A 16,839-nucleotide genomic window follows, 5' to 3' on the forward strand; every position below is an offset into this window, starting at 1 on the left:
GCTGAGGGTGGGAAGCCATTCGACAAGCCGGTTCTGAGCAAAACCGAACAGCTCGGGGCGAACGGGCAAAGCAAATAACGGCCGAATCGATGATCGGCGCGGGCTCCGGTTGCGATGGCCCTTACCGAAGCAGGGCGAACCATACCGTACGGAGGGCAGTGCATGCGGGCAGAACGGCGCGAAGCCAATTTACCGATTTGGATAACCGTCTCGTTGCTGAGCGGCTTGTTAATGATTTCGCTGATGATTCAATTGGCGATGGCCTGGCAGTCCTATCAGCGGATTTTGCCGCTGCCCAAGCACATTGCCCATTTGGAGCGGTTGCAGAGTGCGTTGTTCGATACCGAGGAAAGTCTGGCGCTAACCGAGGGACAAGACGCGGCGGCCGATCCGGCCATTCAAAGCCGGTTACAACGCTATCTGCAGGAATTGTTGGAGCGCGGCAACCACTTGGCGGCGAATACGCCGGACGGCTTACGCGCGGCACTTAAAGCGCTGGCTGCCGATACGCCGGAACCGCAGTTGCGCTTGCTGCAGACGCTGAAAATATTGCGCGGGATTTTCCGCGAAGAAGCCGCTGCGCACGGCAAACTGACCGAATCGATCGCGGCGGCGGCCAAATTCGAGGTGGAATTGGGCATCGGCATTACCTTGGCTTTGCCGTTGAGTGCGGTGTTGTTGTTTTATCTGATGCGGCGGCGGATTTTCCAACCGCTGCAACAAATGGGTTACATGATGGAATTGCTCGGCGAACGCCGTTACCAGCAAATTCCGTTGGACCGGATCGATCCGGCGTTCGCGCCGATATTCGCCAATTACAACAGCATGGTGGTCCGCCTGTCGGAATTGGAAGCGGAACACCTGCAAAACCGGCAGAATCTGGAGCTGTTGGTGGAACAAGCCGCAGGTACTTTGATCGCTCAGCAGCGCAATTTGGCGCAATCCGAACGTTTCGCGGCCTTGGGCGAAATCAGTGCCCGTTTGGTACACGAATTGCGCAATCCGCTGGCCGGTATCAAGATGGCGTGCATCAACCTGCAACAGCCATTGCAAATCGGCGAGGTGCAGCCGGATGCGGCCGAACGCATCGGTCTGGTGATCGCCGAAATCGAGCGCATCATCAGTACGCTGAACCGATGCCTGCAAGATGCCAGCCACGAACCGGAGCCGCTTCGGGCGGTTTTGGTCGATCAAGCCGTTAGCGAGTTATTGATGTTGGCTCGCTATCAGTTGCCGAAATCCATTACACTGGAATACCGCGGCTGTCCGGGCCTGATATGCCGCTTACCCGATACCGAGTTTCGCCAGGCCTTGCTGAACTTGATCTTGAATGCGCAACAGGCGATGGACGGCAATAGCGGTAAAATCGCAATCTCGGCGGCCACCGACGGCCGGCGCATGACGCTGGCGGTGTGCGACGACGGCCACGGCTTTTCCGGAGAGTTTCTGGAAAACGGTATCCGCGATTTCGTCAGCCGGCGGGCGGACGGTACCGGCTTGGGCTTGTCGATGGTCAAGCGCTTCGTCCGTAACCTGAGCGGCGAAATCAAACTGTATAACCGGCAGCCGCACGGCGCCTGCGTCGAAATTATCCTCAACTGCATCGCTCCACACCATGAATGACACCATTTTAATCATCGAAGACGAAGTCTTATTGGGTACGGAGTTGCAGCGTTACTACGCGCGCCTGGGCTTCGAAGCGTTGTGGGCGGCCGATTGCGGCCAGGCGCGCGCGATCCTCTACAACCCGGACCTGCGGCCGGCCTTGATTTTGTCCGACCTGAGCCTGCCGGACGGTAGCGGCCTGGATTTGTTGGAGGAGACTCGCGGCAGCCTTACCGATTGCGAATGGGTGTTTCTGACCGGTTACGGCGACGTGCCGGACTCGGTGCGGGCTTTGCGTTTGGGGGCATTCGATTTTCTGATCAAACCTTGCGTGCAGGAACAACTGGATATGGTGGTGCGCAGCGCATTGCGTAGCGCCCAGGCGCAACGGCGGATACTGACCGACTCGGTCAACGCCGGCAAGCGTTATGCGCCGGAGACCTTTCTTGGTAATAGTGCCGTTACCCGGCAGACCGCCGAGATGCTGCGCCAATTCAGCCAGGTGCCTTACAGCGCCTTGATTTTGACCGGCGAAACCGGCACCGGCAAAGGCTTGGCGGCCAGAATCCTGCATTACAACAGCGAGCGGGCCAAGGAACCCTTGATCGAATTGAATTGCGCCGCGCTGCCGAAGGACTTGTTAGAGTCGGAATTGTTCGGCCACGAGGCTGGAGCCTTTACCGGCGCCAAAGCCCGCCACCGGGGCTTGATCGAACAGGCCCATCGCGGCACCTTGTTTTTGGACGAAATCGGCGAGATGCCGCTGGATTTGCAGGTCAAATTGCTGAAAGTGCTGGAAGACCGCAAACTGCGCCGCTTGGGCGCCGAGAAGGAAATCAACGTCGACATTCGCATCATCGCCGCCACCAACCGCAATTTGCAGGACGAGGTCAAAAACGGCAGTTTTCGTTCCGATCTGTATTACCGCTTGAGCGTATTCGAACTGCGGCTGCCCAGCCTGCGCGAACGGATCGGCGATTTGGACGATTTGGTGCCGGCATTGATCGCCGAATTCAATTTGCAGGCCGGTAAAAAAGTCAGTCAGGTATCGGCTAGGGCCTGGCAGTTGCTGAAGTGTTACCGTTGGCCCGGCAACGTCCGCGAACTGCGCAACGTTTTGGAACGCAGCGTGATTTTGTCGTCCTCCCAGCAGTTGCCCGAACAGTGGTTGCCCAACGAAGGCCTGAACGGCGGAACGGCTGCTGCCGATTTTCAGTCGTCGGTCGCCGCCGCTCTCGATGCGGCCGGCGGCGAAGTCAGGCTTGATCTGCAATTTCCCACCGACGGCAGCATGGGACTGGAAGACATGGAAAGCGAGATCGTGCGCAAGATGCTGGAAATATGTCACGGCAATGTGATGGAAGCGGCCCGCATCCTGAAAACCACGCGGGAAAAAATCCGCTACCGGATCGAAAAATACAATTTGCGCTAAGGTCGGGATCTTGGCCAAGTCGCTACGGCAATGCCGCACGATCGCTTCGGTTTTTGCTCAGGATAGCCTTGCGAACTATGAGCGGCTCAACCATTTGCTCTTCGGCAGCGCCCTGGGCGAACGCTTTATCCTTATTTGCCGTGGCGGCACTTATTTATGCCGGCACTGTCCTTGCAGTGGCGGGTAAAAGGTTTAATCTGTTGCCCTGTTGTATGGTCTTGGTTGGAAGTTGTCCATGTCTGCTGTTTTAAGCTCGTCTGATTCGGTTCGCCGCTGGTTGTCGGCGTTGGTTATGGTTTTACTGATTAGCGGCTGCGCGCCGACCCTGGTGGCGCCGGTCTCGCCGGTTGCCGATGCCGGCAGTGCCCGGTTGGAAGACCAGCGTTTCGTGACCGCCGACGGCGAAGCGCTGGGTTTGAGCGTCTGGCCGGTCGCGCAGCCCAAGGCCATCGTTATCGCCTTGCACGGCTTTAACGATTACCGCAAGTTTTTCGCGGCGCCCGCGGAATTTCTGCAACAACAGGGCATTGCCAGTTACGCCTACGATCAGCGCGGATTCGGCGAAAGCCGCACGCCCGGGCTTTGGGCCGGCGACGCCACCTATGCCGACGACCTTGGCCAATTTACCCGGTTGGTGCAGGCCCGCCATCCGGGCGTGCCGGTTTACCTGTTAGGCGAAAGCATGGGTGGCGCGGTCGTGATCAATGCAATGACCCGGCCGGGCAAGCCGGCGGTGGCCGGCGTGATTTTGGCGGCGCCCGCGGTCTGGGGCCGGGATACCATGCCGTGGTACCAGACTTCTTTGCTGTGGACGCTCTACCATACCGTGCCGTGGATGACGCTGACCGGCAAAGGTCTGAAGATCATGCCGTCGGACAATATCGAGATGTTGCGGGCGTTGGGGCGCGATCCGCTGGTGATCAAGGAAACCCGGGTCGATGCGATTTACGGCTTGACCAATTTGATGGATAACGCGCTGGGTGCCGCAGAAAAACTCGACGACGAGACTTTGCTGTTGTACGGACAAAAAGACCAGATCGTGCCGGCGGAACCGACCAATCTGTTTGTCGAGGCGTTATTGTCGGGCCGGCCGGACAACAAAACCGTTGCTTACTATCAGAACGGTTACCACATGCTACTGCGCGATTTGCAGGCGCCGGTGATCTGGCGCGACATCAACGCCTGGATAGACCGTAACTTGCAACGCGCCGAGTTGCAAGCTGCCGCCAATCGGCTGTGACAGGCCGCTCTATCGCTTACTTCTTATCGTTCAATAACTGGGCGAAAAAGATGATCAAGCCAATCGCAAACACCCCCGAGTACACCGCCAAACCGGTTTCCTCGTTCTTGGCTGGGGTATGGGCGCGTTTGGCGGCCAATACCGATGCCGAGGTTCGGCCGTCGACTTCGTAACCGGTCTTGGCTGGGGCGTCGGCGGCGGCCGACGCGGCAGGCAGGTCGAGCAGCAGCGATAGGCAAAGTAAGGTTCGGGCTAATCTTGAGGAGCGGCGTTGTTGCGGCATAGCGGTTACCCGTCGGAGTGAATGAGCGTAGGCAAACGATTGTGCCGAAAAACCTTTCCAATTGAAAGGCTTTAACGTTTGCCGCCGAATTCGTAGGCGCCGGCATCGATTGGGCCGTTGCTTGGCCGAGCCGCCAAGCCCAAGGGATGGCGGTATTCGAATTCGGCCGCCAAGGCCACGCCGGTGGCGGAGATGCCGGGATCGACGCCCTGGTCGATTGCGCCGGCTTCGGCCCGCAAACGGTAGTCGAAACGTCCGCCATCGGCGAACAGCTCTTGTTCTGCCCAGACGTTGTGGGTAGCGCGAAACGGACCCTGGATGGTCGCGGCTTGGCCGACCAGCAGGTTGTTGATCAGCACCGCCTCGGCGACATTGTGGTTGTGCAGGAAATAGCTGCCGGCTTTGGCGTTGACCAGCGTGTTGTTCACCAGATACAGCGTGTATGGTTCGGCTTGGTTGTGCTCGGCGGCGAAAGAAACCATCGCCGGATTCTCGCTGTCGGCCGCCTGGTACAGTTGGTTGCCGATCAGATAACTTTCGCCGCCGTCCGGCAAATCCACCAGGTAGCTCGAAGCCCGCTGTTCGTCGCCGATGTGGTTGTAGAGCAGGAAATTGAACTTGGCGCGGGATTTGACGTTATGGCCGGTCGCTGCGTCGTGAATGTAGGAATTCCGCAGCGTGAAGCGCTTGATATTGCCGATATAGACGTTGTGGCCCAACTTGCCGTGCAAACGGTAATCGACGGTATTGTCGTTGAATTCGGAACCCTCGATCAGGATCTCCCGCTCCGGGTCGGCACCGGTCAGCAAGCCCATCTGGTTATGGTGGACGTGGCAGTGGCGGAGGGTTAACAAGCGGCCTTCGTAACGGATACCGGCGCCGTTCAAGGCCTGCGCTTCGGCGCCGGTGAATTCGATGTTTTCGACTACGACCCGGTCGCCCTTAATCACCCAAATCGCCTTGCCTTCGGCGTTGAGGCCGTTGGCGTGCAGCCGCGCCCAGCCGCCGCTGCCGCGTAGAGTCAGGCGATGCTGCGGCCAAACCGCGACATCGCCGGAGTAGACGGCGGCATCGATATGGACCGTGTCGCCGTCCCCGGCCAAGCGGGCGGCCTGGCTGGGCAGCTTCAGCGTCCGTTGCGGCCCCACATACCAATCCTTGGCCATTGCCGCGTTGAGCGCCAGCAGGCAAGCCAGCGCGGCGCCGGTTCGCAGCCGGAACCGCTTAGGTCTCGTAGGTTGCGGCATGGTTGAAACAGTCGAAGGCAGGATTGCAGGCCGCGCGTGGCCTCCGGCGACGGGTACTCGGCGAATTTGACGCCGTAATGGTGTTCGCCGCCGATTTTCTTGTAGCAGACGATCTTGCCGTCCAAGTCCAGCGGGGGTTTGCGTCTCGAATTCCTCGATAAAGTGCTCCAACATCTCGCGCATTTTTTCGGTGACTTGGTACAGGTCGTCGCTGATGGTGCGGGTAATGGGAACCTTGGATTCGTTTTGGCCCAAAGCTTCGAACAGCGCCTCGATCCGAGCTTGCAACTGGCCGACGTTGTCCAGTTGCGCGGCGGTGGCCTACTTCCGACGAACGCGATTGCTCGGAGCGGTTGACGTTGGAAATGCCGCCGGAAATATTGGCGATCCGGTACGAGGATTGGCCGATCTGCTTGCTGACCGTGTCGATTTGGCGCATGTGCTTGGACAATTCGTGGCCCATGTTTTTCATGATCGCCAGCAGGCTGCTTGCGTCGCCGATGGCGCATCGAAACCGGTCGGAGGCGCTTTCATAATGGTATTGCCGGCAGCGCGGCCGTCGCGGAAGTAGGCGTCGGCTATGGGTTCGCCGACTGCGGAGGCATCGGTCAAAAATTGTTGAATCTGCACCACGTGGTAGCGGCCGATTTTGAACGCCAGCGTGGCTTCGGTCAGACGGGGGTTGTCGATCTCCGCGGCTACCAGCCGGTCGTGAGTGAGCCAGACGACAGCGTTGCCGACGGTCAGCAGCGCGGCAACTAACAGCCTGCGTAACGAGAATTCGTCGTTTGCCGCCGAATGTCCTTGATCGTGCATCGCCATGGTCGTCTCTAGTCGAAATTGCCTGCGACAAGCTTAGCCGGATTTGCCTAGGCCGCTAACCGCGCGCACCGATTTGGCCGTCGCGCCGGCGGCGGATAATAAAGCTGGATACCCGGCCGAATATTGATAATAATCGCTTACGGTACAGAAACCGATTCCGGCGCGCCAAGCCCGAGCCGGCATTGTGCCGACAACAATAATAAGCGCAGGAGGTTTACCATGTTAGCCAAAATTGCGGTGGCCGATTACATGTCGGCCAAAATGATTACCGTCACTCCTGATACCGAGATTACTCAGGCCGTTAAAAAATTATTGGACCATAAAATCACCAGTTTGCCGGTAGTGGATGAGCGCGGCAAATTGGTCGGCGTGTTTTCCGAAAAGGAAGGCATGAAAGTGTTTGTCGGCTCGGCTTACAACCAGACATTGGAGGGTACTGTCGGCGAATATATGACCAAAGACCCGCAACTCGTTAACGGTGACGACAGTCTGGTCGACGTGGCAGCCAAATTTCAGGAATCGGCTACCCGTAGTTTTCCGGTGATGCAGAACGGCGAGCTGGCGGGCATGATCAGTCGGATCGACGTGTTGCGAGCCTTGCTGGCTATCCGCTAAGGGTCTCGCTGCAAATAATTTCCCCTTTTTAAAAAGGGGACGGGGCGTTTTGTTTAAAAAATCTCCCCGCAGCCGCTACGGCAACAAACTCCAAGCGTTGCCGTCCTGTATCCATGCAGCGCTGTTTGATACAAAGAACGATGCAATGGTCGGCCGATTCGAAACGATCCGACGCCTAAAAAACAAACGGCCCGGACGCCTCCGCGCCGAGCCGTTTCGCTTATCGCGGCAGCGCTTATCCCGCAGGGCAAGCACTGCTTTATTGGGGTATTAGCTTACTTCTCGCATTTATGGCCGCTGCCGCAGCAGTCCGCCATATTACCGCCGTGTTTTTGGCAATGTTCGGCGCCGCATTCATGCGCGGCTGCACCGTGGTGGTGGGCGCAATGACCGGCATCGCAATGTTTGGCCGCGTCGGCTTCGTGGTGAGCGCAGTGTTCGCTACCGCATTGATGAGGCTGGGCTTTAGCATCGCCCGAACAATGTTTGGCGCAGACGGCGTCTTTGGCGTGCGGATGGTCGGCGCAATGTTTCGCGCAATCGTGGTCGGCCAAGGCTTTGTCGGCGCAGTGTTTCAGGCAGGCTTTATTTTTTTTGCCCTTGCTTTTTTTGCAATGCGCCTCGCAGTCGTGCATCGCATCGGCTTTGTGTTTAGCGCAATGTTCGGGACTTACTGCTGGCGCGCTGTTCACGGCGGGGACCGCAGCCGGGGTCGGTGCGACGGCAGCCGGTGCCACTAGCGCCGGTTCGGCGTTGGTTTCGTCGACCGGTTTCGCCGATTCGCAACCGCTGACGGCAAACAGCGCAGGTAACACCAGGGCCAGCAATAAATGACGATTCTTCATAAGCATATCTCTATGGTTGATTAAGGTGGCGCGATTTTAGTAGCAAGCGGGCTACGCTGCAAATTAAATTACGTTATTTAACATAGTTCATTTGTTATTGCCGATTCGGTAGCTGCGGGCGGCTCATTCCTTGCGGCTCCGTTCGGCGGCAGGAAGCCGTCGAGGCGCTTGCGCATGCGGCCGGGGCGGCCGGCGTTTAACGGGCTTTATCCTGGCAGCGGAGGGTAAACGTCACCGGGCCGTCGTTGACCAGCGACACTTGCATATCGGCGCCGAAACGGCCGAATTGGCAATGGGGGTAGATTGCCGCGGCGCGTTGCCGGGCGTATTCGAACAATTCCCGGCCCAGTTCCGGCGGTGCGGCCGATGCGAAGCTGGGCCGGTTGCCGCTATCGGTGTCGGCGGCCAGCGTGAATTGCGGCACCAGCAGCAGGCCGCCGCCGATATCGCGCAAGCTCAGATTCATCTTATCGTCGGCATCGGCGAAAATCCGGTAATTCAGAATCCGTTCCAGCAGGCGGTCGGCCTGTTTGGGCGTATCGGCCTTTTCCACCGCCAATAAGGCCATGATGCCGGGGCCGATAATGCCGATATCGATGCCGTCGACCGTGACCTTAGCCTGGGTGACGCGTTGAATGACGCTGATCATGCGGTTCCTGAGTGTGGAGAAAAATAATCGCCGCCGGCTATCGCGCTCAAGCCGGCGGTCGGGTGATTGTAAAGGTAAACCCAGGCCGATAAAACCCGGCCGCCGGCCAAACGCACTGGACGGCGAACCCGGCGGTATTCGTGCGGCTGCGGAAAGTGCCGCGTGCATTCTTCGTAAAGATCCAACGCGGCCAATGTCCGGCGGCCGTTGCGCAGACGGTAGACTTCGCCTTGGATTCGGCCGTGGCCGGCGTCGACCGCGCCGGGGTAAGCGTCCAAGCGGTAAAGCCGGCCGGCCAGCGTCGCCGGGCCTAGCCATTCGCAGCCGGCCAACAGCGGGTGGTTGCTGCAAGCGCCGGGTTTACGGCGCAGGCTGCCGTAAACGAACAGGTAATCGCGGATTGGGTTCACCGAGTCGTTAACAGCAGCTTCAGGTTGATCGGGTTGTCGCCGGCCGCCGGATAATCGCTCCGCCGAGCCGGTAGGCGATACGGGCGCCAAGCAGCACCGCCAAAACCGAAGCGAAGGCAATCGGATTGCTCAGGTCCTTTTTCACCAACCACCAATAATGCACGACGCCGCCTACCGCACACAGGTAGGCCAATCGGTGCAAACGCAGCCAATTCTTCCCGCCCAGCCGGCGCAGCATATTATCGGTGGAAGTGATCGCCAACGGAATCATCGATACGAACGCGGCAAATCCCACCGTAATATAAGGCCGCTTGACGATGTCCTCGACGATGGCGTCCCAGTCGAAGAATTGGTCCAGCACCAGATAGGTCGATAGATGCAGGCACCCGTAACCGAATGCGAACAGGCCGAGCATGCGCCGCAGCCGGATCGGCCAATTCCAGCCCGACAGCCGGCGCAACGGCGTCGCCGCCAACGTAATCGTCAGCATGGTCAAGGTCCAGTAGCCAGTGACGTGGGTGATTTTTTCGATTGGGTTGGCGCCCAAATCGTCCAGATAGGCATTGACGCCCAGTTTGGCCAACGGCAGCAGGGCCAACAGAAACGTCGCGGCTTTTATCCAGGCCAAGGCTTTAGCGTTCAGCGAGGGTTTCGGCATACGCTAAAAGTAGCGGGCCAAGTCCATGCCGGCGTAGAGCGGCGCGACCTGTTCGGCGTAGCCGTTGAACATCAGGGTCTTGCGCTTCAGGAATTCGCCGATCCGGCGTTCCTTGGCCTGGCTCCAGCGCGGATGGTCCACTTCCGGATTGACGTTGGCATAAAACCCGTATTCCTGCGGGCCGGCCAGCATCCAACTGGTGGTCGGTTGCTGTTCCAGAAACCGGATCGCAACTATCGATTTCGCACTTTTAAATCCGTATTTCCACGGTACCACGATCCGCACCGGTGCGCCGTTTTGCGGCGGCAACACGTCGCCGTACAAGCCGACGGTCAATAGCGTTAACGGATGCATGGCTTCGTCGATACGCAAGCCTTCGCGGTAGGGCCATTCCAGCACCGGCGATTTTTGGCCGGGCATCTGCTGCGGATCGTGCAGACTGACGAACTCGACGTATTTGGCATTGCCGGTCGGTTCCGCGCGTTTGACCAGTTCGGCCAACGGAAAGCCAATCCATGGAATCACCATCGACCAGGCCTCGACGCAGCGTAAGCGGTAAATCCGTTCTTCCAATGGCGCCATTGTCAATATCTGGTCAATATCGAAGGTTTTCGGTTTTTTCACCGCGCCTTCGACCGCGATACTCCAGGGCCGGGTCTTTAAGCTGCCGGCGCGGGCGGCCGGATCGTCCTTGCCGGTGCCGAATTCGTAAAAATTGTTATAGCCCGTGACCGATTTCAACGGCGTCAGCTCTTCGCCGGCGCCGAATTCCGATTTTTTCAGTTCGCCGAATCCGCCTGCCGCCCACAACGGTGGCGGTAACAATGCTGCCAGGGCCGCGCCGCCCGCCGTTTGCATGAACTTGCGCCGAGCCAGAAATAGTGGTTTCGGCGTGATTTCGCCGGCAGGGATTTTGGGGTAGCGGTAGGTTTTCATAAGTGGCTTCTGGTCCGGAATTAAAATAGCAGACGAATTCGGTTGATCAGTGATAAGGATTTTGCCGCCAAGTTCCGCTTAGTTTCGGCGGTCGGCCTTCGCCGCCGCCAAAAAATCCGCAACGGTGGCGTAACTCAGGAACAGCGGCGGCGGATCGGTTTGGCCCAGCGCCGCCGATAACGCCACGCCGTGGCTAGCGTCGCCCACCAAAATGTCCGGCCGACCCCAATAGGCCAGCAGCACGTCGCACAGGCTGCGCAGCTCGCCGGCAACCATAATATCCGCGCGAAACGCCATGGCTTGGCCGCCGCGGTTGCGGATGCGTTCCGCCAGTCGTTCCGCGGCGTCGCGCCGATCCGGGTAATTCAACATGACCCTGGCGCCGGCCAGAGCCAGCGCTTCCGCGGCGGCCTCGCCTGCGGTGCAAGTGGCGTTGATCACCAGCGCGGTTTTGCCCAACAGGGGCAAGCGGCTATTGGCAATTGGCATGGGTCAGCCCGGCCGGCGCCGAAAATGCGCCCAGCAGAAATCCAGCGACCAACTGCCGGGGCCGTGCGCGATCAGCGCCAACAACAGCAATCCCCAAATTCGGTGTTGTTCCAGGCCGGCCGCGCCCAGTTCCGGGTACGACACCAGCGCGGCGATATTGAAGCCGAACAATAATGCCGCCGCCGAGCGAGCGAACAGGCCCAAAAACAAACACAGCGGACCCAACAGTTCGATGGCGGTGGCCAGCACGGCCGCCACGGGGCTCGGTAACAGCGACACCGCATATTCGAAACGGAACAGATACAAGGTGCTGTCCCAACTGTTTAACTTGATCCAACCGGAAATCCAGAACGCGTACCCGACCCAAGCCCGCAACAGTAAGTCGGCGAGCGGCGTCAGCACGCGGAGCAATCGCTGGGTTAATGTGTTTGCGGCTTTGCCGGGCGCGGCCGGGGCAGGATGCGAAATCAGCGTATTCATGGATTTAACCTCGGTTACGGTAACACGATATCGGCGATCAGGCCGCTGCGTAACCCGGCCAGTAGCCAGGATTCGACGGCGAATCCCGGATCGGCTGCCAAAGCGGCGCCGATTGCGCCGGTTAGGCCTTCGCCGCCGGCCAAAGCTGCCAAACAGCGGTATTCGGCCAATGCCAACGGCCGGATTTCGACTTCCCACTGCGGCCGGAACACCAGCAAGCGGCAAGCGCCGCTATCCAGCTCGACGTGCGGGTCGCCGTCAAAATCGGCTTGGTTGCTGAGCCAAATTTGTTGTAGCGGATACTCGGATTCGATCAAACCGGCGCTGGGATGCAAGGCTACCGTCAGCTTGCCGCATTCGACTGCAGCGACATTTCCCAAACCGGTTAAATCCGGCAGGCTGGAGTCGGCCGCGTGGTAGGCCGAGTGGCAAAGCCATTCCAAACGGGCCACGTCGGCCAGATAGGGTAGGCTGGCGGCAGCGGCAAAGCCGACGATTAGCTCGGGGAAATCGGCGCCGAATTCGATCAGACAAGCCGCCGCCGGTGGATGTTCGGCGATATAGGCTCGCGCCAGCCGGTCGAAGAAGCCGGCGCCAACCAGACGGTTCACCACCGGGTAGGTATCGCGTAAGGTCTGGCTCAAGCCGATTTGCGTGTTGTTGCGGTAAACGGCCAGACGCCGTTCTGGTGCGATGCCGTTGGCGATAATGCCGTGCGGAATTTTGCCGGAATCGCCAAAAACGAAACCGGCAAAGTCGCGTTGCAGTTCATGCAGCTTGTACATAACTTTGCCTCAAATAGCGGTCGGCGCGTGCGGCTTGGCCGACCAGGGTTTGCCAATCGGGTAGATCGGCATCCCATTCGATCAATGTCGGCCGGCTGCCGACCAGCTGTAAAACCATGCGGAACAACTGCCATACCGGTTCGGCCACCGGGCCGTTATGGCTGTCGATCAGGATAAAGCTGGTACCGACCCGGTTGCGGCTATGGCCGGCCAAATGAAATTCGGCGATGCGCTCGGCGTCGAGGCTCAGCAGATAGTCCAACGCATCCCAGCCGTGGTTCTGGCAGGAGAGGTACAGGTTGTTGACGTCCAGCAATATGCCGCAGCCGCTGCGGCGGGCCAGTTGGCTCAGGAATTCGGCTTCGCTGTAGTCGCCGCACTCGAATTGCAGATAACTGGACGGGTTTTCCAGCAGCAATTGCCGGCTGAGAAAATCCTGCGCCTGCGACACTCGCCGCCCCCATTCATCGAGGGCGGATTCGGTATAGGCAAGTGGCGCCAGATCGTTCAGATAGCGGCCGCCGAACGCGCTCCAGGACAAATGTTCGGACACCAAAGCCGGCTCGAAGCGGTCGATCAACTGTTGCAACTGCCGTAAATGGCGCCAGTCTAGGCTGTCTGCCGACCCCAGGGACATGCCGACGCCGTGCAGGCTGAGCGGATAGTCCCGCCGTAGGCTTTCCAGAATCCGCAGCGGTGCGCCGCCGGCGCCGAAATAGTTTTCGCTGTGGACCTCGAGCCAGGCCGGTTTGGCTGGGCTGGCCAACGCGTCGCGGTAATGCGGCGAGCGGAGCCCGATTCCGGCTGCAGCCGGAATCGAAGCGTTAGCGGCGCCTAAGCATAAGTTTGTGTTGGGTTGCGCCATGGCCGATCCGTATTACATGCCGGCCGGAGCTTGCAGGCTACCGCCGCTGATGCGCTTGCAGGTGCCGGCCGGCAAGGCGATGAAAGCGTCTTTTTGGTTGTCGCTCATGGAGTGGCCGGCACATGCGTTGGACAAGGTTTTGCAATCGTTCTTGCCGGCCTTGGCGACGCCGTAGCATTTCTCCATATCGGTTTTCTCGGCGGCTTCGGCGCCGGACGCCAAACCTAAGGCGCTCATGGCAAGGATGGAAGCCAAAGCGGTGCTGACGACGGTGTTTGGATTTTTCATAGATAGTCTCCGTTAGTTAAATAGGATCGATTGCCGGCAGCCTGCGCCGTCCGGCGAAACGAATATCGCAAGCGCCGTGCCAGATTGTGCGATAGAGGTTTATTGCAATTAAATCAGATGGTTGTCTGTATTCTGTCGCGGCGGTAGGCAGTAGCGGGGCGGATTAAGCCGCGGTATGTTGCGGGTGCCGCCAAATATGGTGGCTTGGTTTGGCGGCGGGGTCTAGAATGTGGCGGGGCTGTATACAGCCGACTCGTTACCGTCTTTTCATTCAATCTTTGCCTCACTATGCACCCGGTCGATTCCAGCGAATTTTCGGTTTTAAAGGCGGTGGTCGAAGGTACCGCTCAAGCCACCGGCGGCGACTTCATGCGCTCGCTGGTGCGTAACCTGTGCCGGGCGACCGGTGTGGCGAACGGTTTTGTCGCCGAGTTTGCCGAGGCCAAGACCCGGGTGCGCTCCCTGGCGTTCTGGATGGACGGCGATTTTCTGGACCGCCAGGAATGGGACTTGCCCGGTACGCCGTGCGAGAAGGTGTTGCGCGGCAATTTCTGCCATTACCCCTCCGGCGTCTCACAGTTGTTTCCGCACGAGCAGGGGGTGGACAGTTATTTGGGGGTACCGTTATCGGACGGCGCCGGTGAGGTGATTGGCCATCTGGCATTATTCGACCGGCAACCGATGCCGGCGCGGGACCATCTGTTTTATGTCTTCAAAATCTTTGCCGCCCGCGCCGCGGCGGAATTGAACCGCTTGCGCATCGAGCAGCGACTGCGGCTAAGCGAACAGCGCTTCCGCGAATTATTCGACGAGGCGCCGATTGCTTATGTGCACGAAGACAAGGACACCCGTTTTCTGCAGGCCAATCAGGCCGCGTTGCGGATATTGGGGTTGACTGCAGAGCAGGTTCCTAGCACGCAAGGCATTTCGCTGGTGCCGAATACGCCGGCTGCCCAAGCTCGATTGCGGGAAGCCTTCGCCTCGGTCGAGAAAGGCACCGACAGCGCCGGCGTGGTACTGGAATTGCGGCGTAAGGACGACGACCGGCCGGTTTGGATTCGGTGGTGGTCGAAAACCGATCCCAGCGGCCAGTTTCTAAGGACGATGTTCATCGACATCACCGCCCAAATCCTGATGGAGCAGGAACAGGCCAAATTGCAGGAGCAAAACCGTTACCTGCAGGAAGAAATTAAGGCTGAGCACAATTTCGAGGAAATCGTCGGCCGCAGCCCGGCGCTGCGTTCGTTGCTGAATCAGGTCCAACGCGTGGCGCAGACCGACGCCTCGGTGTTGATTCAAGGCGAATCCGGCACCGGCAAGGAATTGGTCGCCCGTGCCATCCACTCCGCCAGCAAGCGCAAACAGCGGCCGCTGATCAAAGTCAATTGCGCGGCGTTACCGTCCAGTCTGATCGAAAGCGAATTGTTTGGCCACGAAAAAGGCGCCTTCACCGGCGCGATCAGCAAACGTATCGGCCGTTTCGAACTGGCCGAAGGCGGTACGCTGTTTCTGGACGAAGTCGGCGAGATTCCGTTGGAGGTGCAAGTCAAATTATTGCGGGTCATCCAGGAACGCGAATTCGAACGGGTCGGCGGCCAGACGCCTATCAAAATGGACGTGCGGGTCATCACCGCCACCAACCGCGATTTGCTGCAGGAGGTGGCGAACAAACATTTCCGGGAAGACCTGTTCTACCGCTTGAACGTATTTCCGCTGGCTACGCCGCCGTTGCGGGAGCGGCTGGAAGACATTCCGCTGCTGGCCGATTTCCTGATCGGCAAATTCGCCCCGAAACTCGGCAAGAAAATCAACGGCATCGGCGCCGAATCGATGCGGCGCTTGCAGTGTTACCACTGGCCGGGCAATATCCGCGAACTGGAAAACATCATCGAACGCGCGATTATTCTGGCCGATGGGCCATGGCTGGAAATCGGCGCCGAGCAATTGCCGGGCAGCGTCACGGATATTTCATCCGTGACGCTTGGAAACGCTGCCGCCAGCCTGGATGCGATCGCCCGCGACCATATCCTGCAGGTGCTGGAGCAAACCCGTTGGGTCATAGAAGGCCCGCACGGCGCAGCGCAGCGCTTGCAGATCAAACCCAGCACGTTGCGCTATCGGATGCGCAAACTGGATATTCGTAAGCCGCGATGAACGTTGAGAACGAGTGTTAGCAAAAAGCAAACTTGTCTCCCGCGGGGGAACAGTGTTGTTGATTTGGGCAAAATCCAAGCCGCTACGGCGACGTGGGAATTGGTTTTGGCAGGAGGGAGAGATGGAAGAGGTAAATCGGCAGCTTAATTTGATCGGCGCATACCCGCGGCGCGGGTTGCCGCGAGCCTTTCAGACGGCCGCTGCGAAATCGTCGGTAGCGGCGTCCAGTGCCAGCAGGCTGTTGGCCGGCAGCGGCCGGTTCGCTCAAGCGCACGGCTAACCGGTCCGGACATGGCGTATTCCCCGGAAGCCGAAAACAGCGATCCGCGCGCGATTTGCCGAGCGCTGGGGATTGCCATCGAAGCGGTCGAAGCCCGCGGCTTGCGCCTGTATCCTGCGGCGGAGCGGCTGGCCGTCGCCGATGTCGATCGTAACGGCAGGCCGTTCTTCATGACTCCGGCAGCCGGTCGCGCCTGGCAAGCAATGAAAGCCGCGGCAGCGGCCGACGGTGTCGAGATCTATTTGATTTCCGCCTACCGCGGCGTGGAACGCCAGGCCGAGCTGATCCGCGCCAAACTCGATGCCGGCGTTGCCATCGGCGACATTCTCACCGTGCTGGCTCCGCCGGGCTACAGCGAACACCATACCGGCCGCGCCGTGGATTTAACCTGCCCCGATGCGCCGGCGGTGCAACTCGGATTCGAACTGACCGCAGCCTTTGCCTGGTTACAGGCCAACGCCGGTGGCTTCGGCTTCGTTATGTCCTACCCGCCGGGCAACGCATCGGGTTATCGATACGAACCTTGGCATTGGTGTTTTCGGGAATTCGATGACGATTTGCGGCTGGGGAAAATAAGCGGCGCTGTTTGAGGCAGGCTGAGGCGTCGGCTGGCCTGAGCCGGTTCACCTTCCGGCAGTTGCCGATCCGGCAAAAAGTGGGCTTTGGACTCCGTTTTTCTTGGCCGGAATTTCGGCGGATAGCCCTATATTCCGGCGGCTATACCGACCAGGGTATAAAAAGCATTCACTTTGTATG

The 16,839-nt window shown here is 59.3% G+C and carries 19 protein-coding genes; 6 read left to right on the forward strand and 13 right to left on the reverse strand.

From position 1 onward, the window contains the following. The first annotated feature begins 162 nt into the window (after positions 1-162). The 3 genes from MKFW12EY_RS08010 to MKFW12EY_RS08020 all read left to right on the forward strand — a co-directional run bounded on the left by MKFW12EY_RS08010 (position 163) and on the right by MKFW12EY_RS08020 (position 4,277). Positions 163-1,623 (forward strand): sensor histidine kinase, encoded by a 1,461-nt coding sequence (locus tag MKFW12EY_RS08010; protein WP_054760282.1) that lies wholly within the window; start codon positions 163-165, stop codon positions 1,621-1,623. Next, positions 1,616-3,037 carry a sigma-54-dependent transcriptional regulator gene (locus tag MKFW12EY_RS08015; RefSeq protein WP_221054322.1) on the forward strand — a complete coding sequence of 474 codons (1,422 nt, stop codon included), beginning with the start codon at positions 1,616-1,618 and terminating at the stop codon, positions 3,035-3,037. The genes MKFW12EY_RS08010 and MKFW12EY_RS08015 overlap by 8 nt, the downstream gene beginning before the upstream one ends. A 292-nt stretch (positions 3,038-3,329) precedes the next feature. Continuing rightward, positions 3,330-4,277: an alpha/beta hydrolase gene (locus MKFW12EY_RS08020; RefSeq protein ID WP_221054323.1), complete on the forward strand. Its 948-nt coding sequence runs from the start codon at positions 3,330-3,332 to the stop codon at positions 4,275-4,277. Positions 4,278-4,293: 16 nt separating this feature from the next. Here the strand turns inward: MKFW12EY_RS08020 and MKFW12EY_RS08025 are convergent, their stop codons facing one another. From MKFW12EY_RS08025 to MKFW12EY_RS08035, 3 genes are all read right to left on the reverse strand, one after another. After that, positions 4,294-4,560 (reverse strand): hypothetical protein, encoded by a 267-nt coding sequence (locus MKFW12EY_RS08025; protein WP_082409724.1) that lies wholly within the window; start codon positions 4,558-4,560, stop codon positions 4,294-4,296. 71 nt (positions 4,561-4,631) lie between these two features. Beyond that, a complete protein-coding gene (locus tag MKFW12EY_RS08030) occupies positions 4,632-5,807 on the reverse strand; it encodes a right-handed parallel beta-helix repeat-containing protein (RefSeq protein ID WP_221054324.1) in 1,176 nt (391 codons plus the stop codon). A 468-nt stretch (positions 5,808-6,275) separates the two neighbouring features. Beyond that, on the reverse strand, positions 6,276-6,629 hold the full coding sequence (locus tag MKFW12EY_RS08035) for a hypothetical protein (RefSeq protein ID WP_221054325.1): 354 nt from the start codon (positions 6,627-6,629) through the stop codon (positions 6,276-6,278). Positions 6,630-6,848: 219 nt separating this feature from the next. On the opposite strand from MKFW12EY_RS08035, the gene MKFW12EY_RS08040 reads away from it, so the two are divergent. Continuing rightward, complete coding sequence (locus MKFW12EY_RS08040) at positions 6,849-7,244, forward strand: CBS domain-containing protein (RefSeq protein WP_054760291.1); 396 nt, start codon at positions 6,849-6,851, stop codon at positions 7,242-7,244. Positions 7,245-7,519: 275 nt separating this feature from the next. On the opposite strand, the gene MKFW12EY_RS08045 is transcribed toward MKFW12EY_RS08040, so the two are convergent. From MKFW12EY_RS08045 to MKFW12EY_RS08090, 10 genes are all read right to left on the reverse strand, one after another. After that, a complete protein-coding gene (locus MKFW12EY_RS08045) occupies positions 7,520-8,089 on the reverse strand; it encodes a hypothetical protein (RefSeq protein ID WP_054760293.1) in 570 nt (189 codons plus the stop codon). A gap of 196 nt (positions 8,090-8,285) precedes the next feature. Then, complete coding sequence (dtd, locus tag MKFW12EY_RS08050; RefSeq protein ID WP_064022118.1) at positions 8,286-8,738, reverse strand: D-aminoacyl-tRNA deacylase; 453 nt, start codon at positions 8,736-8,738, stop codon at positions 8,286-8,288. Then, the gene (locus tag MKFW12EY_RS08055; RefSeq protein WP_054760294.1) at positions 8,735-9,148 is read right to left on the reverse strand and encodes a gamma-glutamylcyclotransferase family protein; all 414 of its coding nucleotides are present in this window, start codon (positions 9,146-9,148) and stop codon (positions 8,735-8,737) included. Before MKFW12EY_RS08055 ends, dtd begins: the two co-directional genes overlap by 4 nt. Positions 9,149-9,167: 19 nt before the next feature. Further along, on the reverse strand, positions 9,168-9,806 hold the full coding sequence (locus MKFW12EY_RS08060) for a protein-methionine-sulfoxide reductase heme-binding subunit MsrQ (protein WP_054760296.1): 639 nt from the start codon (positions 9,804-9,806) through the stop codon (positions 9,168-9,170). A 3-nt stretch (positions 9,807-9,809) separates the two neighbouring features. Next, entirely contained in the window at positions 9,810-10,742 is a 933-nt protein-coding gene (msrP, locus tag MKFW12EY_RS08065; RefSeq protein ID WP_054760298.1) for a protein-methionine-sulfoxide reductase catalytic subunit MsrP, read from the reverse strand. 78 nt (positions 10,743-10,820) lie between these two features. After that, positions 10,821-11,231: an SDR family NAD(P)-dependent oxidoreductase gene (locus tag MKFW12EY_RS08070; RefSeq protein ID WP_082409725.1), complete on the reverse strand. Its 411-nt coding sequence runs from the start codon at positions 11,229-11,231 to the stop codon at positions 10,821-10,823. 3 nt (positions 11,232-11,234) lie between these two features. After that, entirely contained in the window at positions 11,235-11,711 is a 477-nt protein-coding gene (locus MKFW12EY_RS08075) for a DoxX family protein (RefSeq protein ID WP_221054326.1), read from the reverse strand. A 14-nt stretch (positions 11,712-11,725) separates the two neighbouring features. Next, positions 11,726-12,496 carry an HvfC/BufC N-terminal domain-containing protein gene (locus MKFW12EY_RS08080; protein ID WP_221054327.1) on the reverse strand — a complete coding sequence of 257 codons (771 nt, stop codon included), beginning with the start codon at positions 12,494-12,496 and terminating at the stop codon, positions 11,726-11,728. Continuing rightward, positions 12,480-13,361, reverse strand: coding sequence for an MNIO family bufferin maturase (bufB, locus tag MKFW12EY_RS08085; RefSeq protein WP_054760304.1), 882 nt, complete (start codon positions 13,359-13,361; stop codon positions 12,480-12,482). Before bufB ends, MKFW12EY_RS08080 begins: the two co-directional genes overlap by 17 nt. 12 nt (positions 13,362-13,373) lie before the next feature. Next, the gene (locus MKFW12EY_RS08090; protein WP_054760306.1) at positions 13,374-13,649 is read right to left on the reverse strand and encodes a BufA1 family periplasmic bufferin-type metallophore; all 276 of its coding nucleotides are present in this window, start codon (positions 13,647-13,649) and stop codon (positions 13,374-13,376) included. 288 nt (positions 13,650-13,937) lie between these two features. Here MKFW12EY_RS08090 and MKFW12EY_RS08095 point away from each other — a divergent pair, with 288 nt between their 5' ends. Further along, positions 13,938-15,803, forward strand: coding sequence for a sigma 54-interacting transcriptional regulator (locus MKFW12EY_RS08095; RefSeq protein WP_054760308.1), 1,866 nt, complete (start codon positions 13,938-13,940; stop codon positions 15,801-15,803). A gap of 291 nt (positions 15,804-16,094) precedes the next feature. Continuing rightward, entirely contained in the window at positions 16,095-16,673 is a 579-nt protein-coding gene (locus MKFW12EY_RS08100; RefSeq protein WP_054760310.1) for a M15 family metallopeptidase, read from the forward strand. Positions 16,674-16,839 lie beyond the last annotated feature (166 nt).

Origin of the sequence: Methylomonas koyamae (assembly GCF_019669905.1) — a bacterium.
Lineage (GTDB): Bacteria > Pseudomonadota > Gammaproteobacteria > Methylococcales > Methylomonadaceae > Methylomonas > Methylomonas koyamae.